A 25,204-nucleotide genomic window follows, 5' to 3' on the forward strand; every position below is an offset into this window, starting at 1 on the left:
GCGATCACGCCTTAGCTTCGCGCGGCGGGTAGACCTCGTGCACCACGTCGTCGATCCAGTAATCGGTAAGGCCGGGTACCGCACGAATGCTCACGTCGATGTTTTCGCCGTCGATGTCGTAGATCACGGCTCCGAGCCGCGCGACGCCGCCCATCGGCGGCGCCAATTTCTCACCGACCAGGAAGCCGGCCGCCGGCCCCCAAACGTAGTGCGTGCCGTTCAGCCGAATTTCGTGCCAGCGATGCAGATGTCCGCTTGCCACGATCTCGACCCGATAGCGATGCAGCAAATCGAGAAGGGCCCGGCGCGGCTCCGGCTTGACTGACCAGTAACCAGTGTCGGCCTCGGTCGGTGACTCGATGAAGAGTGGCCGGTGCGTGAACCAGGCAATGCGACGCCCCGCAGCATCGGCCATCGCGGCCTCGAGCCATTGGGTTTGCTGCGCCTCCTGGGGGCCGCCGCCGAAGATCATCGAATTGAGCCCGATCAGGCGCCAGCCGCCTACATCGCGTAGCCAGCGGTCGTCACCGAAGTGGCGGTGAAAGCGATCGAGCCGCTCGTCATCCACCGGCTGGTGGGGATTGCCAACTTCGCCGATGTCGTGATTGCCCGGTACCGCCACGACCGGAACGCCCAGCGAGGCCAGTTGGGCGGCGCAATATGCCGCGTCGGTCTCCTGATCGGCCGCATCGACCGTTACGTCGCCGGTATGTATGACGAGATCTGGCCTGTGTTGCGCGATCCAGCGTGCAAGGGGCGCCCAGTTTGCCTCGAAGTGCTGCTTGGTCGGGCTGAGATGCGTATCGGAAATCTGAACAACTCGGACCATGACGCCTCTGCTATGGCTCGCGTGTCACGCCGTGCGTCGGTCGCGCAGCGGTCTCGCTCGAATCGAACGCGCTGCTCCTCGCAGCGCGGACTTGGCGGTGATTGCAATCGTGGGATCTGAGGTTTTTGGCGCTCTCCCTCCCTTGGTGAAGTCGCTAAGCGGATTGAATGTTTTTCGAAACTATACATATGAATGACGATGGTGACAAATGTAATTTCAAGCCGGAATCTCAGAGTCGTTTCGATCACTGCACTGAGGTTTGGCCCTGCCAAACTACCTCGCAGCGGCAACGAGCGAGCATCTCGATGAGGACAACCTGCTCAGGGCACCCAGATGCCGTTCCTTTTGGCCGCATGCGAGGGAGCGTTGGCGCCAAGCGCGGGCCGCGACCGGCCATGAGCTTGGGATGTCGGAGGTTTGCTGTCTGCCAATGTATCGCAAGACACTGAGCTTCAGATTGATCCTTGTCCAAGTTGAGCATATTCGCGAACGCAACCTGAACCGGATCGAAGTTCGCACGCGCGTCTTTCGTGTCGCTAGTTGTCGGTGCGTCGCGACGTTGATCGGGAAGCCGCCTTGAGCACAATGAAGGCCAAGGATGGCTTGACATCGTTCGTTCACCCCTCGCCACTTCATCGCAATCGACTGAAAACATCCGGCAATGAAACCTTAGTATCCGCCATCGCTCTGATTGAGACCACCGCCGCTTGAGCTTCGTTCGGCATGGATATCGACATTGTGGTCGCGATAGTCGATCTTGGTATAATGCGCAGGAGGTCGAGCGCAATTTGGCAAGCGCTCACCACCACGGTGCCAGCCCACACGTCCATAAGCGTCACTATCTACCACAGTCCGATTGCGGCACCTCGCGGAACACACTCGCGATGATCCGGCAGAGCAGCATCGAGCCAACGATCATCGAGTATCTCAAGACGCGACCATCGCGCGAGACGCTGAAAGAACTGATCGCCTCGATGGGAATTTCGGTGCGCGAGAAAGGGACGCCGTACGAGAATATTCCCGGGACGAGACCTCCGCTCGCCGCACGTCGCCTCGAAAATCCTCGAAGCCGCGACTCGCGGCGAGACTTCAATGGGGTGATCTCAAGCAAGTCGGTCGGAGAGCACTGAGTGAGGTGCCCACGATGTGGCGGCCGGACCGTCAGCCGAGCGGCGCCCAGCCGGCTTCGGGCAGACCGAGCTCGGCGATCGGCGACGAACTCGTGATCGAAGCTCGGCTGAGTGCGAAGGACCGCCATGAGACTTCCCAAGAAGTCGCGCTCCGCCGGGTGAGTTCGATGACCTACGGAATGAGTTCGTCCGGCTCTGCCGTGGTGGTGCGCCGCCGCGGCGGACTGTGGGTCTCGCTGCCCTCGCTGGAGGGCCCCCGCTCAGACAAGTCCCGGCGGATGTTGGCTTGCAGCTCCACCAGATCGATGAAGACCTCCGCGCGGCGGCGGAGCTCGTCGGCGATCATCGGTGGGCGGCTGATCGTGGTGGAGACCACCAGGACGCGGACGCCGCGGCGCTGCACAGCCTCGACCAGCGTGCGGAAAGCGCCGTCGCCGGAAAACAGGGTCAGCTCGTCGATCCGCCCGGCGAGTTCCATGGCGTCGACCGCCAGCTCGACGTGCATGTCGCCCTTGACCTTGCGGCGTCCGGAGGCGTCGACGTATTCCTTGGTCGCTTTCGTGACGACGGTGTAGCCGTTGTGGCCGAGCCAGTCGACCAGCGGCCGGATCCAGGAGAATTCCTGATCCTCGACAACGGCGGTGTAGTAGTACGCGCGGAGCAGGGTCCCGCGGTTCTGGAATTCACTGAGGCGCTTGTAGTCGATGTCGAGCCCGAGCGACCTGGCGGTGGCGTAGAGATTGGGGCCATCGATGAAGAGCGCAATCCTGGTGGACGTGGACGACATTCCGGCGCGGCTCGAATTGGTGCGGGCAGGCGTTTCTGCACGGGCTCTGGTTTAGCGAAGCAAATGAAGTTGAGGAAATCTGAGGCGGTTTGCATCGCTGGTCGCACGACCGCCACCGGCTCAGGCTCTGCGCATCGCGTAGCGTCGAAGTTACGTAGAATGCGTCAGGGCCAGCGCTTCAGAGCGCGGCTCAACGAAAGGCCCAACGGCCAAATCCATTGCAGCCGACTTTTGCAACAAAATCGGCCAGTAGGCGACGTCGCAGTAGACCCGATATGAACAAAGGCCGCCGCGGCAACGGGTCAATCGCGTCCTTTTCCGCATGCCGTACTGGTCCGATCTACCTCTATGAACGGACAGGTCAGACCGCCCTCAGCATGTCTTAAACGGGCCACAAGCGTCGATTTTGGCGCTCGGCTGCTAACTTCCGGTCTGCTCTTGTGAGCCGACATGTAGGGCACGGCGTCGATGGACCGGTGGACCAAAACCGGAAGTGACACGCCTTATTCAATCACCTCGTCCGCGCGCGCGAGGACGTTCGCCGGGATTTCGATACCGAGCGATTTCGCCGTCTTGAGATTGATGACAAGCAGGTATTTGGTGGGCTGCTCGATAGGAAGCTCGGCCGTTTTGGCGCCCTTCAGAATTCGGTCGACATAGCGAGCCCCAATTCGAGCCAAAGCAAGAAAGTCCGGCCCATAGGAAATCAATCCACCCGCTCGCGCAAAGTCGAGGTCGAAGGAGATTGATGGTAAGCCGGCCTGTACCGCGAGATCGGGTACACGATTCGATGGAAAGGAAAATATCGGGTCGCTAAATATGTCCAGTGCCTCTGCTCTCTGAGCTTTTGCAGCGGCAATGGCGCGAGGCACTTCCCCTGCTTCTCGCAAATCAAACACGTCTAACTGAAAGCCGAGCTTAGCTGCCGCAGCTGGTGTCTCCGGAAACACCAGCCGATGCATCTCGTTTAAGCTGTTGAGGAAAACTGCTACGCGCTTGGCCTGTGGCAAAACTTCTCGAAGAATACCAAGAAACTTGCCACCAAAATCGATCCGGTCCATCGTTGCGACGCCTGTCAGGTTACCGCCAGGCTGGGCTAGGCTTGACGCGAGTCCCATACCGACCGGATCGGCGACCAAGACTATTACAATTGGGATGTCGGAAGTGGCGTTCTTTGCAGCCCGCGCGGCGTGAGGGGTGAACGCGACGATGAGATCGGGTTTCGACCGCACGAGGTCGGACGCAAGCGCCGGAAGCTGGTCGAGGTGATAATCCGGGTCCTTCCGCTCGATCGTGATGTTGGTGCCCTCCACCCAACCGATTTTTTTAAGCTCGTCCAAAAACGCCTCATCAAAGGAGACCTTGCAGGCGGGCGCGCAAAGCATCCCGATTCGCGCCATTCTTCGCAGCGATTGAGCTGTGGCTGTCGACGCGAAGGAAAGCAGCACAACCAGAACGGCGGATACTGTAACGGCAAACCGTCTCATGCGATCCCCGTATCGTTGCAAAGGCGATCGGGTCGACAGGCCGAGCGTCTGTCCGGCAAGTGCGACTAATAGCAGCTGCGAAATGATGAAGCGATCACAAATGAACGCTATGGGGTCACAATGCGAAGAACTCAACGTGAGCAAATCTGGTCCGTCATGCCTCGTTGAGGGGACCTCGTGGAGGGGGCCGCCACATAGGCGATGGGCCACCCCGCAGGAGCAGCATCATCGCCTCCGCACTCGACGCCAATAGGTCGTGGCCGCGCCTTACTGCGACCAGCGCAGGACAAGTCAGCGACGCTGACTTGCGTATTCAGTTGGTCGCAGTGTGAAGTTGCTGACACTGGGGCCGATCTTCTGGCCCTAGCAAACTGAGGCATTATGCCTCTTGGGCGAAACACCCATTTCTAGGACGCGTCCAGCCTCGTAGAATGTGGTTGCCCTTGAAGCGGGATGTGCCGAAGTCACCGTTCGGGACGAACGAGCAGTTCTAGCGCTGTCGGCAGGTGCGCTACCCTCAGAGACCGCCCCCTTTTCGGTTTCACACCACGATTTCACATTCCACACGCGCGCAGCTTTTGCGGCGGCTTGTTGCAGTAACCCAGGGAGAAAAGCGATGAGCAAGATCGATCGAAGGTCTGCATTGGGATTCGGGTTGGCGGCGGCTACGGCGGCCATGATAAATCCGGCCGCCGCTCAAACTACGGGCTATAAGGACACAACTCCGTGGCTAGGTGTGGTGGTGCGTGAATATGATGGCGAGACACCATCACTGATCCCCGGTTTTAAGACCGTCTCGATGCGCGATATCATCATGCAGCCGGGATCGAAGACCATGGGTCCCCCGATGATGAATGCCATGGTCTGCCATATCACCGAAGGAGAGCTTCGGCTTGCGCAGGACGAAAAGACCTTTACCGGCAAGAAGAATTTTGTCTGGACCTGCAACAAGGACACAAAGGAGCAGGCGTTCAATGATGGGAACGTGGTCGCGGTCATGTGGATCACGGACCTGAAGGCTTGAGGCTCGCTTATTCCGTAAGAATGATTGTAGCAGCGAATGGTGCACGCGACGGCGCGCCATTCGCGTGCGGGACCGCTACGCGCCGATCGCGTCGGTTTGCGCTGTGACGGTGACTTCCGGGTTGCGCCGAATTTCTGGATATGTCGCTGCGCCAACCGACGCGATGAGCGATGACCGGACAACTTCTCGACCAATGAGACCGCTCTCGCCGCTGCAAACACTTGCGCGATCGCTCGCACTTCGGATTAGATGGGTCGCGTGGCTCACTGTCCAGTTTTGAAGGAGGTGTTTCATGAAATACATGCTCGAATATACAGTCCGCACTGCCGGCCTTTCCTTTGAGCAAAACTTTGCAGGATCGCAATCGCTTCTTGCTGCGTTCAGCAAGTGGAAGCCGGATGAAGAGAAGGGGCTGACGATACACGCGTTCGTAGCGAACCTGGCGGGACGAGGGGGCTATGTTTTGGTCGAAGCCAACGACCCAAAAGCCATCACCGCCTTCGTGGCAAAGTACAACTTCTGGAATGACATTGATGTCGTTCCGGTCGTCGATATCAGCGAGTCAGTGCCGATAAACGCGAGTTCACTGGAATGGGCGAGACAAGCGTCCAAGGGCTAGTTGGCGGATGATCTTGAAATCGACGAGCGCTCCGACCATTAGTCGGGGCGTCCCAATTCAAAGACGGAACATGAAAAGTGAGAGGCCGATGTCTGAATTGGGTCCAAAACGCGAAGAACTCAACTTGAGCAAATCCGGTCCACCTTGCCTCAATAAGCGGACCTCGTGGAGCGATGCTGCCACTTCGCGGAAGGGCCAGCAGCGGAGATCACCTCACCATTGATAGCGAGCGACACCCTTGCCGGCGTAACTGCGCGTGACGCTGGAGAACTCGCCCTCAAAGGTGCTCGCGAGGGAGAAGCCCTTCAGCCAGCTCCACTCGATGGAGGCGGTGGTGAGCGCTGCGTCACGGGCTGATGCCGCGCCGTTCACGATGAAGGTCGCGCCAGGTAGCGTCTGGAACGTCGCGGCGATGCTGCGGTCGGGATTGAAGTCATGCGCCCATGCCGCCCGTCCGCGCAGCGTGAGGATTGCGTCACCGATCGCGTAGGATTTATCGCTACGCACGCCGAGTTCGCTGCGCGACGCCGTGATGCTCTTCGAGGCATAACTCAAGGCAAAGATGCCTGCGCCGGAGACGATAGTTTCGGCGTAATTGGGCAGATCAAATGTCGTGAATTGTCCGGCGGCATAGGGTGTGACACCCATCCACGGCGTGACGTAGCGATAACCGCCCTCGATGCGGCCTGAAAACGCGTTGGCGTTGAAACGCGCCCGAAGCTGGTCGAGGCCAGCGACGGTCACGTTGCGATCGGTGGTGATATCCTGCCAGCCATAGGCCAGCGCAGCCGAAATATACGCCGCTCCCGCGCGATGACGAAGGAAGGCGCCGGCCTGGAATAGATCCGAGCTGCCATGGCCGAGATTGTTGGCGATAACAAAACTGGTGCCGCCGCCGGCCAAGGCAAAGCCGGCCAGCGTATTCGGCGACAGACGGTAGTCGGCGCCGACGGCCGTGCCATACACGCGGCTGGTCGCGGTATTTGACCCCAGGCGCGCATTGCCATCCGCGGTCTGCGCACCGCCGAAGCCGGCGGCCCACACGCTCCAGCGGCCTGCGAACGGATCGACGACGCGCGGCGGAACTTTACCGTACACCGCGGCATAAGCATCGCGTTCCGAGCCGCGGCTCGCTGTGGTGGGGTAGCTTACCGCATCACGCTCTTCGGCAAACTGCGAGGCAGTTGCGACATCCGAATTGCCGCGCCCGCCCACAAACGGGTCGGTGAGCAGTCCGATGAACTGATCCATCGCATTGAAGGAAACCTGCTGCGTGCCGGTCGCGGCTTCGCCAGAGATTTGCATCATTCCCGCCGAACCCAGCGCGCCGAACGCCACGGGCATGCTGCCAGTGGTGTTGAAGTAACCGATCAGCCCGTTGCCGACGGCCTGCTGATTGCCGGTCAGTCCGGGATTGGACCCTCCGCCCGCTGGCGTGAAGCTCAGTGTCAGATCCAGATAGGCGTGCGTTGCATCGTAGCTTAGCGACGGTGTGAAATTGGACGACGGGTTAGTACTGGCAAGCCCAGCGAACGTGCCGCTGATGCCGCCCGCGGCGCTCACAATGGTGGAGCGTTTAACGTAGTTGCTGCCGCCATAGGTTGCGAATACCGTTCCATCGAGGGTCGCGCTGCCTGAGACGTTGGTAAAGGCGGCGACGGCGGGCCTAACCTGCACCAGATAGGCCGCACCGGACTGGAAGGCGAGGTTGCCGCTCACTGTTATCGACGAACCTGGCGTGCCGTTACCCGGCGCGAATGTGCCGCCACTTGCGATCATGGTGTTGCCTACCAGGCCGGTGCCGGTCAGCGCGGCGCCTGTGTTGACTGTGACCAGGCTGGAGGACGCGATCGAGCCCACGACATCCAGCGCGCCTCCCGTAACTGTGGTCGGGCCGCTATAGGTGTTCACGGACGTGAGGACCAGCCGGCCTCCGCCGATCTTCTCCAGCGGCCGCGGCCCATTGAGCTCGGAAACAACGCCTTCCTGCGTTGCTGTGCCGGCAAGCACCTGCAACTGGGTGTGACTGGAATTGATCTGAATGGGGTTGGTTATCGTAATGCCGTTTGCATAGTCCAGCACCGAGCCGGTGGTCGTGACCGCACCGGTGCCGAGTGCCGCGTTGTTCTCCAGCCGCAACGTTCCGCCCGCAATGGTGGTGCCGCCGGAATAGGTGCTCGCACGTTCTGGCTGCGCAGTGAAGCATCCGGAGCCTATGGAAGCGCCGTGATCTCGTCGTCCCGCACTCCCAGCGCCAGCAGCTTCTGGCGCGCGATACCGAAGCGCATCTCGGTCTGCGCCGCCGCGTTACGAGAGCGGATATACTGCTGCTCCGGAACGGCTCGTCCTTCCCACAGCGATTTGTCCCGCGCCGTCAGGTCCTGCTGCAGGTCGTTGGATAGCCGGGCAGCCAGGTACTCGCTCTTGGCGTCCGCTACCTCCCGGCTCTCGAGGACGGCCAAGACCTCGTCCTTGACCACGTCGTCTCCGATGTTCTTCCGCAGCTCCGCAACGGTCCCGGACAGCTTGACCGAAATGTGCGCGACGCGTGCGGCATCGGGCACGATTGTGCCAGGCACGGCAAGGCGCTTGGCCACGGTCGCCACGCCGACGCTCCGCTGTTCGATCTGCGCGAGTTCGATCCGTTCTTCGTTCATCGTCAGCGACCTGGCGGACGGCTCGGGTGCGGTGGGCTTTGCTGCGACTGCCGGTCGGGTCTGCGAACCTATCCCGAGCGTGCGCTGAACTCCGGTCGACAGACCTGGCGCGAGGGCGAAGATTGCGGCGCCTGCCAGAAATGCGATGACTATGATGGTTGGCTTGTTTGCCATGATGTTTTTCCGATGCGAAGCCGACGGCGTGAGCCGCCCGTCCTCATGGGTGCATGACCGCACTCGAAGTCGTCGATGGCCGCTTCGGTCGCCCGGCGGCAGCCGTTCGACCGCCGCCCTCAGGCTCGGGGCGGCCTGAACAAGGGCAGGTCCGCAACTCCGGCGAGCGGGCGAACATGCTCCAAGGACGGCACGACACGAACCGCATCGTCTGGAGTCAGCGCCGACGCGGGGCGCTGCGTCGTGACGTGCGAAAGACACTGGCCGCAGTGAGGCGGCAACCGTTGCTCCGGAGGATCCGAACCTGTGTCTGGAGCCGAAGTGGTGGAAGCGATGATCGTCGGTCCGTCGCTTGCGAAGGGAAGATCGCAGCAGGCACAGTGCAGCAACGAAAGCAGCAGCCCGACCGTCAACATCAGGACCAGCGGCAACCGTGACCACCGGTTGCCGCGCTCCTCCTGAGCCGATCCGGGAGGTGCGCTTTTCATCCACCTACCGGAGCGTGTCTGGTATTCCCAAGCGTCAACTCCGACGCGGCATGCCTGACGACGAGAAAAGCGCCTTGGAGGGCGAGACAAGCCATGACGACCGCCACGATGATGTCGGGCCAGCCGGTGCCGGTCCCAAAGACGCCAGCGGCCGCGAGCAGCACCGCGAGGTTTCCGAAGACATCGTTGCGGGTGCAGATCCACGCCGACCGCATGTTGGAGTCACCGCCGCGATGGGCCCAGAGCAATCCGAACGAAACGGCATTAGCCGCGAGAGCCAAGATGCCGATCGTGCCCATCGTGATCGCTTCGGGCCGGGTGCCGGAATAGAGGTGCCAGATCGCGACTCCCAATACCCAGAGACCGAAAAGACCCATTGAAACGCCCTTGACGATCGCGGCGCCGGCGCGATGGCGCAACGACATGCCCACCACAAAGAGGCTGATCCCATAATTCGCCGCATCACCCAGGAAGTCGAGCGCGTCGGCCAGGAGCGACGCCGAGCCCGCGTGCAGGCCGGCGCCGATCTCTACGGCGAACATCGACGCGTTGATTGCCAGAACCGCCCACAGCACACGGCGATATGCCCTGTTTGTCGCCGAAGGCTCGTTGTGATGGTGCCGCAGCAGGCCGCGCTCATGGTTTGGTCCTTCTCAATCGTCCGGAAGAGGGTTATAGACCCTCTAGTCACTAGAGGTTCAAGTGGGAACTGGCCATGCTTTCCATCGGCGCGCTGGCGAAGGAGGCCGGGGTTAAGGTTCCGACCATCCGGTACTACGAACAGATCGGCCTCCTCGAGGCGCCCTCGCGTACCGAAGGCCAGCAGCGCCGCTATGGCGCAGAAACTGTACGCCGGCTGAATTTTATTCGTCACTCCCGCGAACTTGGGTTTGAGATCGATGACATCCGGGAACTACTCTCGCTGAGCGCACAGCCCAGTGGACCGTGCGAAGACGCCGACAAGATCGCAGCCCGCCACCTCGACGCGGTCGATCTGCGTATCAGGCAACTGACCTTGCTCCGGAACGAGCTCAAAAGGATGCTCGATGAATGTCGCGGCGGCTCTGTAGCCGAATGTCGGGTCATCGACAGCTTGAGCGCACGCCCTGATTAGCTGGGCGTCTTTGGGGGCGGCCAGGCACGACACTGATGGCGTTCCAGGCCCGCCATCAGACTGTTCGGCGGCCGTAAAAGTCAAGCCCGCCGTCGGACGTGGGGAACCCGGCCACCCCGCAAAGCCCCGCTGGGCGGCGTCACCTGAGCGAGGGAGAGGCCGAACGGTGCGGAAGGCTGCGGCCCCCCGCACAAGCCTCTGGATCGCGTTCCTGGCCAAACGCGGTGCCAAGGCCGTCTGCAGTGACGAACCCTCGGCGGTGGGGCTAAAACCATCGGCAGAGGGTGTGAACCTTAAGGGCGTTGCCTTCCGGGCTGGCGAACATGTGAAGGCGGCGACCTTCCAAAGTCCCGCCCCCGGTGGGATGGTTCGGTCATGAATCTGCGGCGACTGCTCAGAGTTGCGTTCGCGGTCTTGGTGACCGCCGGCTTGGCGTTGGCGCCCTTGGCGGCGCCGGCCGCCGCCGCGCAAGTGCATGCGGACGGCATGAGCGACATGTCCATGTCGGCCGACATGCCCTGTTGCCCCGATGAGCAGAAGGGCAAGGACTGCCAGGACTGCCCGCTGGTTGCGATCTGCGTCCTGAAGACGGCCCAGGCGGGACCCTCCGACTCTGCCGCCCTCCTGCTGCGGCACGCGATCCGGTCTACCCACCTGGTCGCGCAAGACCTGGTCGGCGACGGTCTGACCCGTCCACCTCCCGACCAACCTCCTCGAATCCTGGCCTGAACGGCGCTTGACGCCGATCGCGTCCGTGCGCCTCGCGCGCGCGGATGACGCACGCCGCTTTAGCGGCGAATTTAGGATATCGAGGACACAGAACATGAAGACGTCTACCTTCGCGCGCGCCGTCCAGGCGGCGTTGATCGCTGCCGCCATCGCCAGCACAAGCGCGGCCGCATTGGCCGACATCAAGGACTACAAGTTCGAGCTCGTCGACCAGTCGGTCCAGGCCGGGCCTGACAAGATCGTCACCGTGAGGCTGGTGAACACCAAGACCGGCAAACCTGTGCCGGATGCGGTGATCTTCGCCAGCCGTCTGGACATGGCTCCGGACGGCATGCAGGAGATGGCGACCAAGGTCACGCCCATGTCGGGGGCGGAGCCCGGCACGTACCGCTTCAAGGCGACCTTCGGCATGGCGGGGCGCTGGCAGCTTTCGCTCGGAGCCAAGGTTCAGGGCGAGACCGGCACCGTCGAGAACAAGCTCGTCATCACGGCGCAGAAGTGACCCGCCCCATCGCAGTAAGCCTGACAGCCGCGTTGATCGCGGCGGCGGGCATCGCGTTCGTCTTCGCCGGCCCGCAGTGGCCGACGGCGCGAACCGCCGCCGTGATCGGTCCCGCTGCGGCCGAGGAGAGCGGCGCCCCGATCTACTACCGGGATCCGGACGGCAAGCCGTCGTACTCGCTGGTGCCGAGAAAGACCCCGGATGGCCGGGATTTCCGCGCGGTGCCCGCAGGCGCCGACATCAGCTTCGACGATGACCAGGCGGAAACCCCGCCGCCGGCGACAACGGCGGCCGGCGCCTCCGGAGAGCGCAAGATCAAATACTACCGCAATCCCATGGGCCTGCCGGACACATCGCCGACGCCGAAGAAGGATGCGATGGGGATGGACTACATCCCCGTCTATGAGGGCGACGACAGCGACGACGGATCGATCAAACTCTCGCCCGGCAAGATCCAGCGGACCGGCGTCAAGTCGGAGCCCGCAGCGATGCGTGTGATCCGGACCGTCGTCAGGGCGCCGGGCACGATCGCGCTCGACGAGCGGCGGATCTCCGTCGTCGCGATGCGGGCGGAAAGCTTCATCCTGAAGGTGGCCGACGTCACGACCGGATCTCACGTGATCAAGGGGCAGCCGCTGATGGAGGTCTACAGCCCATCCGTCTCCTCTGCTGCCGCCGAGTACCTCACCACCATCACCTCGAAGACGACCAGCGGCGACGTTCAGTATGGGCGTGGATCGCGCCAGCGCCTGATGAACCTGGACGTGCCCGATGCTGCGATCTCGGCCATCGAGAAGAGCCGGACCGTGCCGACGTCGATCGGATGGACTTCGCCGCGCGACGGCATCGTGCTGGAGCGCAACGCCATCGAGGGAATGCGCGTCGAGCCAGGCGGCGTCCTGTTCCGGATCGCTGACCACTCCTGTGTTTGGGCCCTGATCGATATCGCCGAACGCGACCTCGGCATGATCGCCAAGGGCCAGCCGGTCACGGTGAAAGCGCGGAGCTTTCCGGGACGGGAGTTCACGGGGAAGGTCGAGGTCATCTACCCGGAGATCAACAAGGAGACCCGGACCGCGCGCGTCCGGATCGAACTGCAGAATCCGGACCTGATCCTGCTGCACGACATGTACGTCGATGCCGACATCGACACGGGAAGCGGCGAGGCGGTTCTCACGGTGCCCGAGAGTGCCGTGATGGACGCCGGCGCCCGGCAGGCTGTTTTCGTCGACAAGGGGCAGGGTCGACTGGAGCCGCGCGAGGTCGAGCTCGGCAATCGTGGCGGCGGGTTCGTGGAGGTCCGGCAAGGCCTCGCGGCGGGCGAGGCCGTGGTGGTCTCGGCGAATTTTCTGATCGATGCCGAAAGCAATCTGAAGGCCGCCCTGAAGGGCTTTGCCGAGGGGGCGCAGCAATGATCGCGCGCCTCATCGCCTGGTCCGCCCGCAACCTGCTGCTGGTGCTGTTCGGGACGGGCTTCGCCGCCGCTGCGGGGCTCTACGCGCTTCTGCATCTGCCGCTCGATGCCATCCCGGATCTCTCGGACACCCAGGTCATCGTCTACACGGAGTACCCGGGCCAGGCCCCGCAGGTGATCGAGGACCAGGTCACCTATCCGCTGACGACGGCGATGCTGACCGTGCCGAAATCGAAAGTCGTCCGCGGCTTTTCATTCTTCGGCGTCTCCTTCGTCTACGTCATCTTCGAGGACGGCACCGACATCTACTGGGCGCGCTCGCGCGTGCTGGAATTCCTCAACGGCGCCAGCGCGCGCCTGCCTGCCGGCGTGAGCCCCACGATCGGCCCCGACGCGACCGGCGTCGGCTGGGTCTACCAGTACGCGATCATATCGAAGGAACTGAACCTCGCCGATACCCGCACCATCCAGGACTGGAATCTGAAGTTCGCACTGGCGAAGGCCGAGGGTGTCGCCGAGGTTGCGAGCGTCGGCGGCTTCGTCAAGCAGTACAACGTGATCCTCGATCCGCAACGCATGCGCGACCGCGGCATCACCATGCAGAAGATGCGCGATGCTATCCGCGCCAGCAACGCCGACGTCGGCGGGCGGACCGTCGAACTGTCCGAGTTCGAGTACGTCATCCGCGGCAAGGGCTACATCAAGTCGATCAACGACCTCGGCGACATCGTGCTGAAGACGAACAACGGGACGCCGGTGCTGCTGCGCGACGTCGCGCGTGTCGAACTGGGCCCCGACGAGCGGCGCGGCATCACGGAGCTGAACGGCGAGGGCGAGGTCGCCAGCGGCATCGTGCTGCAGCGCTTCGGCCTCAATGCGCTGGAGGTGATTGAGAACGTCAAGAAGCGCTTCCGGGAGATCGCCTCCAGCCTTCCGAAGTCGGTCGAGATCGTGCCGGTCTACGATCGCTCCAACCTCATCTACGCGGCCATCGATACGCTCAAGCACACGCTGTTCGAGGAAAGCGTCGTGGTCGCGCTGGTCTGCATCGTGTTCCTGCTGCACGTCCGTAGCGCCCTTGTCGCGATCCTGATGCTGCCCATCGGGGTCTTGATGGCGTTCGGCGCCATGAAGCTGCTGGGCTTAGGCTCCAACATCATGAGCCTCGGCGGGATCGCGATCGCGATCGGCGCCATGGTCGATGCGGCCATCGTCATGATCGAGAACGCCCACAAGCACCTCGAACGCGCCGAGCCGGGAAAGCCCAGGATCGACGTCCTGATCGCCGCCGCCTCGGAGGTGGGGCCTGCACTTTTCTTCAGCCTGCTGATCATCACGGTGTCGTTCATGCCGATCTTCACGCTGGAATCGCAGGAGGGGCGGCTGTTCAGCCCGCTGGCGTTCACGAAGACGTTCTCGATGGCGGCCGCCGCGCTCCTGTCGGTGACGCTGGTCCCGGCTCTGATGGTGATCTTCGTGCGCGGGCGGATCGTTCCGGAGCACAGGAATCCGATCAACCGCCTCCTGATCTGGATCTACCGCCCGGTGATCAAGGGCGTCATGCGCGCCAAGACGCTGGTGGTCGTGCTCGCGCTCGCCATTCTGGCCGTGAGCATCTGGCCGGCGCGGCAGCTCGGCACCGAGTTCATGCCGAACCTGAACGAAGGCACGCTGCTCTACATGCCGACGACACTTCCGGGGATCTCGGTGACGAAGGCCGGCGAACTGATGCAGACCCAGGACCGGATCATCCGTTCCTTTCCGGAAGTGGCCTCGGTCTACGGCAAGGCGGGGCGCGCAGCGACGGCAACCGATCCGGCACCGTCCGAGATGTTTGAGACGGTGGTCAACCTCAAGCCCAAGGAGGAGTGGCGGCCCGGCATGACCATCGACGGACTGATCGCCGAAATGGACAAGGCACTACAGTTTCCCGGGGTCTCCAACGCCTGGACCATGCCGATCAAGGCCCGCATCGACATGCTGTCCACGGGCATACGAACGCCGATCGGCGTCAAGGTGATCGGGACCGACCTGGTCGAGATCGACAAGCTCGCCAAGCAGATCGAGCAGGTCCTCAAGGTCGTGGCGGGCACCTCATCGGCCTACGCCGAGCGTGGCATCGGCGGTTACTATCTGGAAGTCACCCCCGACCGTGCCGCGCTGGCGCGCTACGGCATCATGGTCCAGGACGTTCAGGACACGATTGCGACTGCGCTCGGCGGCCAGACCGTGAGCACGACCGTGGAAGGGCGGCAGCGGTTCACCGTGAACATGCGCTACCCACGTGATTTGCGCGACAATCCGCAGGCCATCGCCAACGATGTGCTGGTGCCGATGCCGGCCGGCGGCGCGGTACCGCTGGGCGAGGTCGCCAAGGTCGCGCCGGCGCGCGGGCCGACCTCGATCCGGACCGAGAACGGCCAGCTCGCGACTTACATCTACGTCGACATCCGCGATCGCGACCTCGGGGGCTATGTCGCGGACGCTAAAGCCTCTGTGCAGGCCAGCATCAAGTTTCCGCCGGGCTACTACGTGATGTGGAGTGGTCAATACGAATATCTGGAGCGCGCAACCTCGCGGCTGAAGATCGTCGTGCCCGTGACGCTGCTGATCATCTTCCTGCTGCTGTACCTGAACTTCCGTTCGATTGCGGAGACGATGATCGTGATGCTCTCGCTGCCGTTCGCGCTGGTCGGGGGGCTTTGGCTGATGTGGTGGTTGAGCTTCAACCTTTCGGTGGCAGTCGCCGTTGGCTTCATCGCGCTCGCCGGCGTCGCCGCAGAGACCGGCGTCGTCATGCTGATCTATCTCAATCAGGCGCTGGCGGAGACCGCGGCCAGGCGTGCCGCCGAGGGGCGGGCCCTGACCCGCGGCGACCTCTATGACGCCATCATGGAGGGCGCGGTGGAGCGCGTACGGCCCAAGATGATGACAGTCGTCGCGATCATGGCGGGCCTGCTACCGATCATGTGGAGCACCGGGACGGGCTCGGAGATCATGCAGCGTATTGCGGTGCCGATGATCGGCGGGATGATCTCGTCGACCCTGCTCACGCTGATCGTCATCCCGGCGATATTCGGGCTGGTGAAAGGATTCGGATTGCCGCGCGAACATCGCAAGCCTCCGCCGCAGGTCCGAAAGCCGACCAAATGCCTGCAACTAGTTCCGGAGCCAGCCGAATGAGGTGAACCATGATGCAAGACATGATGTCGGGGATGATGGGGGGAATGGGAGTTCTGTGGCTGCTTGTGATCGTCGTCCTGGTCCTCGCAGCGGCTGCGCTCATCAAATATCTGAATTCGTGATGGATGAGGCCGAAATGAAGAGACTTGTAGCAGTCGCGCTTGCCACCATCTTGCTGTCACCCGCGTTCGCGGAGGGCGATCCGACGCGAGGGCAGCAGGATTTCAGGGCGTGTGCCCCGTGCCACTCGCTCCAGCCCGACCGCAACATGACCGGCCCGAGTCTGGCTGGCATTTGGGGGCGCAAGGCCGCCTCGCTGCCGAGCTTCGAGCGCTACTCCGACGCGCTGAAGTCGTCCGGCGTCGTTTGGGATGATCGCTCCCTAGATGGCTGGCTCGTCGATCCGGAAGCGATGGTGCCCGGCAACGACATGCCTTTCGCCGGGATCAAGGATTCCCGTGCCCGCGCGGACCTGCTGGCGTTCCTCAGGCAAGCGACCAAGCCGGGCGCGCAACAGCAGATGGCGCAGCAGGGCGGCATGAAGGGCATGGGCGGCGGTGGCATGATGGGAGGGATGATGGGCGGCGGCCACGATCCCGACCTCAAGAGCGTGGAGCCGGCCAAGCAGGTCAAGGCGATCACCTACTGTCACGACACCTACCGCGTCACCACTGCGGATGGAAAGACGCGCGCTTTCTGGGAACGCAATCTGCGCTTGAAGACGGATTCCGGTAAGGACGGTCCGCACCGTGGCGCGCCGGCCTTGGTGCCGGCCGGCATGATGGGCGATCGGGCGGACGTGATTTTTGCCGCACCCGATGAGATCAGCAAGACGATCGAAGGACGATGCTAGGAGATCCGGGATGGGCTTCTACAACGATGCCATCCTTCCGAAGCTTTGCGACTTTGCGATGCGCAAAAAGAATCTGGTGCCCTACCGGGAGCGGGCGATCCGTGCGGCACGGGGACGCGTACTCGAAATCGGTCTCGGATCGGGGCGCAACCTCCCGTTCTACGGGCCGTCCGTGAAGCAGGTTGTCGGACTCAAACCCGCTCCGAAGCTGCTCGAGATGGCCAGCCGCGCCAGACATGAGGACATCCCGATCGAGTTCGTGCAAGCTTCGGCAGAGGCCATTCCGCTCGATGATCGCAGCATCGATACGGTGGTGACGGCGCAACATAGATTTCGGAATATATTCCTAGCTCGCAAGCCTTATGCTTGTGAAGATCCCTCTGGCAGTTCCGAGCTTGGCTGGGCTGCCCTAAAAGTCCCTCTTAAATTGACCTGCTGAACATCTGCTGGACAAAGGAGAGGGGAACCCGGTTGCCCGGGAACTTTCCGACGTTTCGTTCATTTCACCTGTTGCGTTTATTTCGAATATCGCCTACATATAGAGCCATACAGGGGAGAAGACACGATGACGATGCCAGCCTACGCCGAAGAGCTGGGAGGTACTCGCCTGCCTTCCGCGAGCGAGAAGGCGGCAGCCAACCAGCTCCGTCAGATACTCGCGTCGCATGCGACGGGAGATGCCAAACTGCGCGTGCTCGACGATGCGCAAAAAGCTGCTGAGATCACTTTGTCACCGGCCCTGTCGAATCTCTTGATGGAATTGCTGCGGCATATCGGTCGCGGCGATGCGGTGACGCTTGTGCCTGTGCATAAGATGTTGACTACGCAGCAAGCTGCCGACATCCTGAACGTCTCGCGTCCGTTTCTGGTCTCGCTGCTTGAGAAGAACGAAATTCAGCACGTGACAGTGGGGCGTCATCGCAGGATTAAGGCAGAGGACCTATTCGCCTATAAGCGCACGCGTGATGAGAAGCGGGGCAAAGCGCTTGCGAATCTCGCTGAGCGGGACGCGGAGCACTTGTAAGCTTGTTTGCAAACCGCTTCACCGCATTCGTCGATGCGTGCTCGCTTGCAAGCGCGCTCAAAAGGAACCTGCTTCTCTCCTTGGCAGAGGCGGAATTTTTTCGTCTCCGCTGGTCGAGCCGCGTCCTGGACGAGACCGAAATTGCTATCGGAGAAATCTTGAGCGGCAAAGGCTTTAACGATGCCAAGGCGCGCGCAGAGCGGGCGCGCGCCAGCATGGAAGCTGCCTTCGAAGACGCCATGGTTGCGGATTTTGATAACTTCTTGCCGGTTGCGGCGGGTCTGCCCGATCCCAACGATCACCACGTTGTTGCTGCGGCGGCCAAGACGCAAGCCGCAATGATCGTAACGGAAAACCTTAAGGACTTTCCGGCGGCAGTTCTTTCCGACCTGAACATGGAGGCAAAATCGGCAGACGCTTTCATTGCCGATGCTATCGCACTCGACGAAGCTCGCGCCGTTGCAGCCATTCGGCGTATGCGCGAACGCTTCAAGAAGCCGGAAATGACGCCGGCCGAGCTCTTGCTCGTGATGGAGGCTGCGGGACTGATTGAGACGGTTGACGTGCTAAGGCCACACGTCGAATCCCTCTAGCTCAGTAACTAAGACGGCCCTTTTGGCAACACGATCTTGACGCAAACTCGAATTCGGATATTCCATAATGAAGGTTATGCGAATCAATAAAACCTAGAAAAATCAATGCCTTACGTGTAATTTGCGCCGCTTCACTCGAATCCAACCGCGACCGACCTTCGTTACGACGCCTTCGCCTGTCTTCGCTGTACAGTGTCCCGCTGGCGCCGCTTTCGGTCGCGCTTGCGCCGGACTGGCGGTATCGAAGGCACGGGTGACAGAGAGGTGGCCAGCGTCGGCTCCTCGACGGCGCGGACGGGAGTTAGCTCCGTTGCTTGGGCGGGTGCGGACCGCGCCTCCATAATCTCGAGAACCGAGCGCCCCTTATCTGTGACACGCCAGCCGCCGTTCATCCGCTCGATGAGACTTTGGGCCAATATATCCAAGTCGGGTACGCGGGCTGCCAATCGCTTCGTGCGTTCGGCCCAGTCCCGTCCGCTGGTCGCCGGGAGATCGCCATATCGCGCTTAAGGTCCCCCATCACGGCGAACCCATCTGGATAGCTGACCAGCACCTTGAGAACCGTCACCTGGAAGTTCACTGGCCACACCCTACCCGGCTTCCGGCGAACTTACTCCCTCGACCTCTTAGATGTATCCGGTGAACCTCTGTCGACTCACGACATTCATCCGCTGGTCTTCGTGGGGAGACTGATCTCGGTCGCATTGTGCTCGACATCATCGCAAATACAGGGGATCAACTCGTCCTGTTTGATCTCCTTACGCTTTACGATAGCAATTGGGCCAAGCGGCGGCCCTCGCCTGCATTGACGAGATAATGGCCGGTCGGCTTGCCCTTGGGTCCAAGTTCGGGCTCGAACGGGAATTGCAGCATACTGAGGGATGCGATGCTGGCGGCCAGCGCTTCGATCTCGGCGGGCGTGTGCGGCACCTCGCGCACATTCTTCGGTTTATCAAACAGATCTCCTCTCCGGTAGGCAGCCTCCTTCTTTGTCCTTGACGGTGTGGGCAAGCGCCGCCTCGCAGATCTCGCGAGCGACATTGGTGCGCTCCGACGCCCACTCCCGGAATCCCGACCGGAAACCGTGCACCGTGCAATCCACCTTCATCCGGCGGACGATCATTAACAGCGCCATATTTGACATCGGCTTATCGTTGGATCTGCCCGGGAACACGAATTCGCTGCCGGCCGCGAGAAACAAGACTTCGCTGGATTGTGCTGGACACCGATTTTGCGGAAGGGGTGTCAACCAAAGGGTGCTGTTTTTACGACTAGATTTCCGATTTTGAAGACTCAACCCACAGCCTAACCCACGCGCCGGACCATGCCTCGCTTCCGAACACGTCGCTCTTGCGCGCTCTCGTCTATCGCTGTTTGTCTTGGTTGGAATCCAGGTTCACCAGGCAGTATTCTGACGCGCCGCCCTGATCTGCAAGCCTGGCCTCAGTTTTCTTTCGCGGATCCTGTGTACGGTACCGATCGGTATCTCCTCGCGACGACAGCTGGAGCGCAATCAGGCACGTTCGGCGTGATCGATCGCCACTTCAGGAATACCCATGCTGCTCCGCCAATCTGGACACAACACAAGGCGTTGCCAACGCCGAGCGATGTCATCAATGAACCGATGCTCGGCACCTACATCGCTGAAATGGCAGGAGCAGGAGCGCACGGCCGCCGAGCTTGGCCTGGCGGCAAAGACGACTGGAGTAAGGTGGTCGACCTGCTTCTTCGTGTAACGTACAACAAGGTTTTTCGGCATAGTCCTACCTTAGGGTCAAACAGCCCTCTTCGAGGCACTACCGCGTTGGTTTGCTTCTTAGTCGCCGGCGATACTCCAACAGCATCTGGACAGAGAAGAGGAGGTGATTGGCAGCACCGTTCGACGGCTATAAATACGTTGATAGCCCAGACCCCGGGGGGATCAGTCTCCTTCACGTTCAGATAGGCCGGTCCGAGCACAGCTAAATCGGCACTTTGTATAGGCTTAATTATTTTCCGCCATTGTTTCTCTACATGCCCGATTTGTACGGTTTTTCTTTAGGGAAAAATCGGACGGGAAACTCCGGCAAATCTGGAGAAACTCGATTGGCTGGTCCGCGCCAGCTTGGGGCCACGATCATAGCGAATCGCGCACCCGCTCCAAGCCCCGGTCATCGAGTTCTCGTAGGTTGAGGGACAGTTACAGAAAGGCCTTGCGACTTCTGTTTGCGCCACTTGTCAGCTGTCGGTCGTTGGCGTGGAACCGAAATGGATGCTAGTGCGGCGCAACTTGGCCTGTAAATACGTCTACAGTGGAGTCAGTCGGAACATCTTGCAGTTGATATTTTGGGTTTGGATCGTTGTCTCGAAAAATCGACAAGTCGGTCTTCACTTGCGAGGCATCTCTTACGCAGAAGCTCTCTACCCTCTTCGCGTCGCTTGCGGGGAAAAATTGGTTTACCCTAGTCTGACCGCAAACATCGTCCGTTACCTTGAGAGGGTCTATTGCTGGGCCACTATTAGTAAACCAAATTGTGGCCGACGTGTCGGCTCGCGCAGAATGAGAGTGAGCGCAAGCAAGCACAGTGATTACAAATAGAACAAGCGCTGAAAAGAAAGGCTTGCGCTTTTGCAAGCTCGACATTTCGAACCTCCTTCAAGCAGACGGCCGTCTGGATGCAATTCCGAACGTCCTACGTTGCTAATGACAGTCGTGCGAAGTGCCAATGATTGTTTTGGCATCATTCCTGTTGAAACTGCAATACTTCGTACGAGGCGAGTCAGGCTGCATCTGAGTTCCGCACCTCTCAAAGCCCTCACTACCATCGGCACGCCAGTAGCTGCACGTTACGGTGCATCGGAGGACACGAGAGATATTGTTGATGCCGTACAAGTCAATGCCGCCGTCATCATTGATGACACACTCGAAAGACTGCGCGAAAGTGATGGTGGGCCAAAGCACAAGCACTAGAACAACTGATCGAATCATAAAGATCTCCGTTCGTGCTCACCAACTAATGAACTGCTCCATCCGAATTATATTTTGCAACCCGTGTCTCTCGTATTCTTTCATTCACAATCTATGCTCGTTTGATGTCACGTCAACCCGGCCTCGAACTGCGCAATACGTCCGGGAAGAAGCGCTCGAACCGAGCAGCTGGGCGGCTGACACTCGGAGGACCCGACGGGCGCCGGATGGGAATGAAGGGCGGACTCATGCCTTCTGGGGCCTGCATGTGCCTCTATCCTCACTTCAAGAGTTCTGCCTTAGCTGTCGAGCGAAGCTTCGTCATAAGGTCACTTTGCGCTTTGCGGACAGAGTACTCGCGCAAACTCTCTTTCACGTCGTCGAAACTGCCGATCACCTTTTTGCGTCGGTCCTCGATTTTTACGATGTGCCATCCATCGTCGGACCTGATAGGCGCCGAAATCTCGCCCTTCGACAGCTTGAATACCGCGGTCGAAAATTCAGGCGTGAGCTGGTCCTCTGTAATATAGCCAAGATCACCTTGCTGCTTGGCGTCCGGGGCGATCGACTTGGCCTTGGCGAGTTCGGCGAAGTCCTTTCCATCGTTCAGCTCTTGCACTACAGCCCTGGCTTCTTGCTCCGTACGAACGACAATATGACGAGCGCTCACTTCGTCCAATTTTCCGATCTGTTTGGACGCTTCAGCGTATGCCTTCTGCAACTCTTCCGCACTCGATGCCTTCGCCGCTGCAGCCTGCAGGAGCATCTGAGCCGACAGCTTCCGGCGCGCCATCTCTAAACGTTGCTTATAGTCGTTGCTGGCGGTGATGCCCTGCTGCTCAGCGGCCTTGTCCATTAGGACCAAGTCCGCCAGATAGGCGATGTAGTAATCTCGCTTCTCGTCATTGGAAAGCGCCGCGGGTACCGCAGCGCTCACCTCTTCTGCGGCGAGCGTGATTTCGCTCTGCCGAATTTCCACCCCGTTGATCTTTGCCACTACAGAGTCTTGGGCATAAACCGGCATCAGAAACCATAAAATGGCACCCGCAGCCGGGACAGCCCTAAACACTGCGCGCGTAACCCTTCGATCACGCAAGCCTACAGCCGTCGCCGGTTTCGCCAGCAAGGGTATCGCTGCTTCACTGTCCCACTGCTCCATTAGTTTCCTCCTAATGCGTTTCACGCCGCAGGTTTATTTACGTAGAGTTGCATTTCTTCTGTGTTGGTGTAAAGTTCGCCTTATATTATCTACGGCTGTCCGAAGATTGCTCATAAGATAGCGAGAATTGGCTCGCCTTTATCTTTGCCAACCTTCGCGCAGACGCCGCAGCCGTGCAAATGCGTCCCATGCTAGTCGCCCGGCTACGGTATCGAAGCGAGAGCAACCACCTCAGAAGAGCCTTGCTGCAGGCCGCGATGTTGCACGCGGTCGAATCGAGGTCGGCAGAAGGAGGCTACATTGTCCGAAAAGATTACGCGTCTTTTGGCAGCTCCAGTCATCGTCCTTTTTTCCGCCGGTCCAGCCCTGACATGGGAAGCAACACGCAACGGCCCTATCCTCGACAAAAACCAGATAGCTGAGGTTGTGAAGCGGCTCGCTGAGACGCATGAGTCCGGTGCCAAACCCTCGGCAGGCGGCTTGCCAAGTCGCAAGGTGAGCTATCGGCGTGGCAAAGCAGGGAAGAGCGCTGGAAGTGCCCCCAAGCCCCCCTCACCTTTGCTGCCTTCTTTGACCTCGGCTGGCACCGGTCTCTTGTTGTCCCGCAGGACAGTTGAGTATCCGCAACAATCGGGAGCGAGGCTTGCGGATGGTTGGGATTTTGTCACGAATACGAGAGTCTATAGTCAGTGCATAAATTATGGTGCCGCCGCGACCGACGGTTTTCAGCAAGCGCGAATGGACTACACCCAGGCCGTCGACACAGAAACGTTCTTCGCTTCACTAAATGTCAACACATCTGCGAATGTCTCCGGCGGCATCGGAAACTTCTCCGGAAAGGCCGAGGGTTCCTTTAACGTCGAAGCCTCTTTCAAGTTGACGTCGAAAGACGATCTCATTGTTGCGCACGCTTCCGTCGTTAACGGTGCAACATATGTCACCGCGCAAACCGAGAGGACCGCAGCAGATGGGAAATCCGACAGCGGTTCGACCAATGCAGTCAACATTGTTAATCCCGCCACAAAAGAAAATATTGCTGGCGTAAAAATAAGTGCCGGCGCTTTGAACCTTTTGAAAGATGGGGGGCGTGAGATGTTTCGCGCGGCTTGCGGCGATGGCTTCATCGCGGCGATCGGCACCGGTGCTGATTTATATCTGCTCTATCACTTTACCGACCTTGAAACCGACAAGCGACTGAAGATCTTCACATCAATGAAAGGTGGCGGGGGCGTCGGCGTATTCAATGCCGGTGGTTCAATGGACTCAACTTTGCAGCTGACTGACCTGATCGACCACAACAAGCTCGGAATCTTCTACGTTCAAAACGGCGGAAAAATAGCCGCGCTTCCGACCAAGGCCGCGGACGTCACCACACGGGTTGGAGCCCTGCCTGTGGAGGCGTTTGCCAATGGACGCCCACTTTACGTGATTGTGGTTCCGTACAGCGAGCTGTACAACTGGCCTTTCAACTTCGAGCCGACTGAGCTTGTCGATCTCCGGACGAGTCTGGTCCGATACCTTCGGCGGCTCCGGTCCGCATTCGACGAGTTGCAGGTGATCATCGCGGATTTTCGCACGAACCGCGGAAACCCTGCAGCAGCCGCATACATGCATGACAATGTTCATCGGCTGCGGGCTATCGACTATCCTGCCCTGAATGACGAGCTCGGGACTGAGATCAAGCTGGTTGAGGATGCCATTCGAACTCTCGACGCGCATTGCGTGAACAAGACTGGTTCGCGGCATGCGATGCCGTCATGCGGAGAGGCGATGGCGCCTTATCAGTCCAAACAGATCGATACCGATGATTTTCGTTTCCTTGTTCGCTTGCCTGTACCGAAGAACGCGGTCGATCCGACGTTGGTGAAGCAACTCGAAGCGCGTGAGGGCGATCTCGACGATCGCAAGTATTTCTATAGCATGCAGCTGTATTCCCACTGGATCGAACGGATCAGCGCTCAGCGCTGCGCCTTGTTTGCCGAATGTCTGGACCGGGCCAAGCGTAACGGTGCCTACAGCAACATAAAGACCAGCCTGAACATGTGAGCGGGGGAGGCAACTACATTATGCTGCGCTTGTTCAAATTGCTGCTCGCCGGCTCGCTTCTGTTGAGCTGTTTTTCCAGCCCAGGGTCCGCAGGCCTGTTCAAGGACGGAGGACTTGGAGGGTTGCTTCCGGGCAGCGGTTCGGGAATACCTTTCGCGCCACCTGGGCTGCCGCTACCGCCAATTTTTCCAATTCCCCCTATCGGTGGTCTGCCTGTCGGGCCGTTGCTGCCGCCCGGCTTTCCGGCTCCGCAAGTTAACATCCCCAAATGTCTGGATGCCTTGGCCGGGGGCGCACTTCCCCCGGGCCTGCTTGGCGGAGCCCCGGGCGGGGTTGGGCTGCCGCCAGTGGTGCTAGGCCCGGGAATTTCCTTTCCGTTCCTTGGTCCCTCACCTACCCAAATTCTGTCCGACTGCTTGAGCTCGGACGGTAGGCGCGTGCCTGC

General features: G+C 60.6%; 20 protein-coding genes and 2 pseudogenes. 13 read left to right on the forward strand and 9 right to left on the reverse strand.

Features of this window, described 5'->3' with window-relative positions:
• Window positions 1–4: 4 nt before the first annotated feature.
• Window positions 5–829 (reverse strand): metallophosphoesterase family protein, encoded by an 825-nt coding sequence (locus tag ACIPUD_RS15390; protein ID WP_446481027.1) that lies wholly within the window; start codon window positions 827–829, stop codon window positions 5–7.
• A gap of 828 nt (window positions 830–1,657) precedes the next feature.
• On the opposite strand from ACIPUD_RS15390, the pseudogene ACIPUD_RS15395 reads away from it, so the two are divergent.
• Window positions 1,658–1,848: pseudogene (locus ACIPUD_RS15395) on the forward strand (arsenate reductase (glutaredoxin)); the annotation flags it as partial.
• 283 nt (window positions 1,849–2,131) lie between these two features.
• On the opposite strand, the gene ACIPUD_RS15400 reads toward ACIPUD_RS15395, so the two are convergent.
• Entirely contained in the window at window positions 2,132–2,746 is a 615-nt protein-coding gene (locus tag ACIPUD_RS15400) for a LabA-like NYN domain-containing protein (protein WP_446481028.1), read from the reverse strand.
• A 503-nt stretch (window positions 2,747–3,249) separates the two neighbouring features.
• Window positions 3,250–4,233 carry an ABC transporter substrate-binding protein gene (locus ACIPUD_RS15405; RefSeq protein ID WP_446481029.1) on the reverse strand — a complete coding sequence of 328 codons (984 nt, stop codon included), beginning with the start codon at window positions 4,231–4,233 and terminating at the stop codon, window positions 3,250–3,252.
• A gap of 616 nt (window positions 4,234–4,849) precedes the next feature.
• Here ACIPUD_RS15405 and ACIPUD_RS15410 point away from each other — a divergent pair.
• Both ACIPUD_RS15410 and ACIPUD_RS15415 read left to right on the forward strand, forming a co-directional pair.
• Entirely contained in the window at window positions 4,850–5,257 is a 408-nt protein-coding gene (locus ACIPUD_RS15410) for a hypothetical protein (RefSeq protein WP_446481030.1), read from the forward strand.
• A 292-nt stretch (window positions 5,258–5,549) separates the two neighbouring features.
• Complete coding sequence (locus tag ACIPUD_RS15415) at window positions 5,550–5,876, forward strand: DUF3303 domain-containing protein (RefSeq protein ID WP_446481031.1); 327 nt, start codon at window positions 5,550–5,552, stop codon at window positions 5,874–5,876.
• A gap of 213 nt (window positions 5,877–6,089) precedes the next feature.
• Here ACIPUD_RS15415 and ACIPUD_RS15420 read toward each other — a convergent pair whose 3' ends face one another.
• From ACIPUD_RS15420 to ACIPUD_RS15430, 3 genes are all read right to left on the reverse strand, one after another.
• Complete coding sequence (locus tag ACIPUD_RS15420; RefSeq protein WP_446481124.1) at window positions 6,090–8,093, reverse strand: autotransporter domain-containing protein; 2,004 nt, start codon at window positions 8,091–8,093, stop codon at window positions 6,090–6,092.
• A complete protein-coding gene (locus ACIPUD_RS15425; RefSeq protein ID WP_446481032.1) occupies window positions 8,090–8,707 on the reverse strand; it encodes an efflux RND transporter periplasmic adaptor subunit in 618 nt (205 codons plus the stop codon). Before ACIPUD_RS15425 ends, ACIPUD_RS15420 begins: the two co-directional genes overlap by 4 nt.
• 484 nt (window positions 8,708–9,191) lie before the next feature.
• On the reverse strand, window positions 9,192–9,770 hold the full coding sequence (locus tag ACIPUD_RS15430; RefSeq protein WP_446481033.1) for a cation transporter: 579 nt from the start codon (window positions 9,768–9,770) through the stop codon (window positions 9,192–9,194).
• A gap of 140 nt (window positions 9,771–9,910) precedes the next feature.
• On the opposite strand from ACIPUD_RS15430, the gene ACIPUD_RS15435 reads away from it, so the two are divergent.
• The 9 genes from ACIPUD_RS15435 to ACIPUD_RS15475 all read left to right on the forward strand — a co-directional run bounded on the left by ACIPUD_RS15435 (window position 9,911) and on the right by ACIPUD_RS15475 (window position 18,607).
• Complete coding sequence (locus tag ACIPUD_RS15435; protein ID WP_446481034.1) at window positions 9,911–10,309, forward strand: MerR family transcriptional regulator; 399 nt, start codon at window positions 9,911–9,913, stop codon at window positions 10,307–10,309.
• Between the two features lie 375 nt (window positions 10,310–10,684).
• Window positions 10,685–11,038, forward strand: a complete 354-nt coding sequence (locus ACIPUD_RS15440) for a hypothetical protein (RefSeq protein WP_377831324.1) — start codon at window positions 10,685–10,687, stop codon at window positions 11,036–11,038.
• 94 nt (window positions 11,039–11,132) lie between these two features.
• A complete protein-coding gene (locus tag ACIPUD_RS15445) occupies window positions 11,133–11,540 on the forward strand; it encodes a FixH family protein (protein ID WP_446481035.1) in 408 nt (135 codons plus the stop codon).
• The gene (locus tag ACIPUD_RS15450) at window positions 11,537–12,955 is read left to right on the forward strand and encodes an efflux RND transporter periplasmic adaptor subunit (protein WP_446481036.1); all 1,419 of its coding nucleotides are present in this window, start codon (window positions 11,537–11,539) and stop codon (window positions 12,953–12,955) included. Before ACIPUD_RS15445 ends, ACIPUD_RS15450 begins: the two co-directional genes overlap by 4 nt.
• Window positions 12,952–16,137 (forward strand): efflux RND transporter permease subunit, encoded by a 3,186-nt coding sequence (locus tag ACIPUD_RS15455; RefSeq protein WP_446481037.1) that lies wholly within the window; start codon window positions 12,952–12,954, stop codon window positions 16,135–16,137. Before ACIPUD_RS15450 ends, ACIPUD_RS15455 begins: the two co-directional genes overlap by 4 nt.
• A gap of 136 nt (window positions 16,138–16,273) precedes the next feature.
• Window positions 16,274–16,990, forward strand: coding sequence for a c-type cytochrome (locus ACIPUD_RS15460; protein ID WP_446481038.1), 717 nt, complete (start codon window positions 16,274–16,276; stop codon window positions 16,988–16,990).
• A 10-nt stretch (window positions 16,991–17,000) separates the two neighbouring features.
• Window positions 17,001–17,429 (forward strand): class I SAM-dependent methyltransferase, encoded by a 429-nt coding sequence (locus ACIPUD_RS15465; protein WP_446481039.1) that lies wholly within the window; start codon window positions 17,001–17,003, stop codon window positions 17,427–17,429.
• Window positions 17,430–17,555: 126 nt separating this feature from the next.
• Window positions 17,556–18,014 (forward strand): helix-turn-helix domain-containing protein, encoded by a 459-nt coding sequence (locus ACIPUD_RS15470; RefSeq protein WP_446481040.1) that lies wholly within the window; start codon window positions 17,556–17,558, stop codon window positions 18,012–18,014.
• Between the two features lie 2 nt (window positions 18,015–18,016).
• The gene (locus tag ACIPUD_RS15475; RefSeq protein ID WP_247489829.1) at window positions 18,017–18,607 is read left to right on the forward strand and encodes a PIN domain-containing protein; all 591 of its coding nucleotides are present in this window, start codon (window positions 18,017–18,019) and stop codon (window positions 18,605–18,607) included.
• A 161-nt stretch (window positions 18,608–18,768) separates the two neighbouring features.
• Here ACIPUD_RS15475 and ACIPUD_RS15480 read toward each other — a convergent pair.
• The 3 genes and pseudogenes from ACIPUD_RS15480 to ACIPUD_RS15490 form a co-directional block, all read right to left on the reverse strand.
• Window positions 18,769–19,187 (reverse strand): annotated as a pseudogene (locus ACIPUD_RS15480) (hypothetical protein).
• Between the two features lie 185 nt (window positions 19,188–19,372).
• On the reverse strand, window positions 19,373–19,648 hold the full coding sequence (locus tag ACIPUD_RS15485; protein WP_446481041.1) for a hypothetical protein: 276 nt from the start codon (window positions 19,646–19,648) through the stop codon (window positions 19,373–19,375).
• Window positions 19,649–21,834: 2,186 nt separating this feature from the next.
• Window positions 21,835–22,713: a peptidylprolyl isomerase gene (locus tag ACIPUD_RS15490; RefSeq protein WP_446481042.1), complete on the reverse strand. Its 879-nt coding sequence runs from the start codon at window positions 22,711–22,713 to the stop codon at window positions 21,835–21,837.
• A gap of 300 nt (window positions 22,714–23,013) precedes the next feature.
• Here ACIPUD_RS15490 and ACIPUD_RS15495 point away from each other — a divergent pair, with 300 nt between their 5' ends.
• A complete protein-coding gene (locus tag ACIPUD_RS15495; protein WP_446481043.1) occupies window positions 23,014–24,759 on the forward strand; it encodes a hypothetical protein in 1,746 nt (581 codons plus the stop codon).
• Window positions 24,760–25,204: the final 445 nt, after the last annotated feature.

The organism is Bradyrhizobium sp. CAR08 (assembly GCF_052871955.1).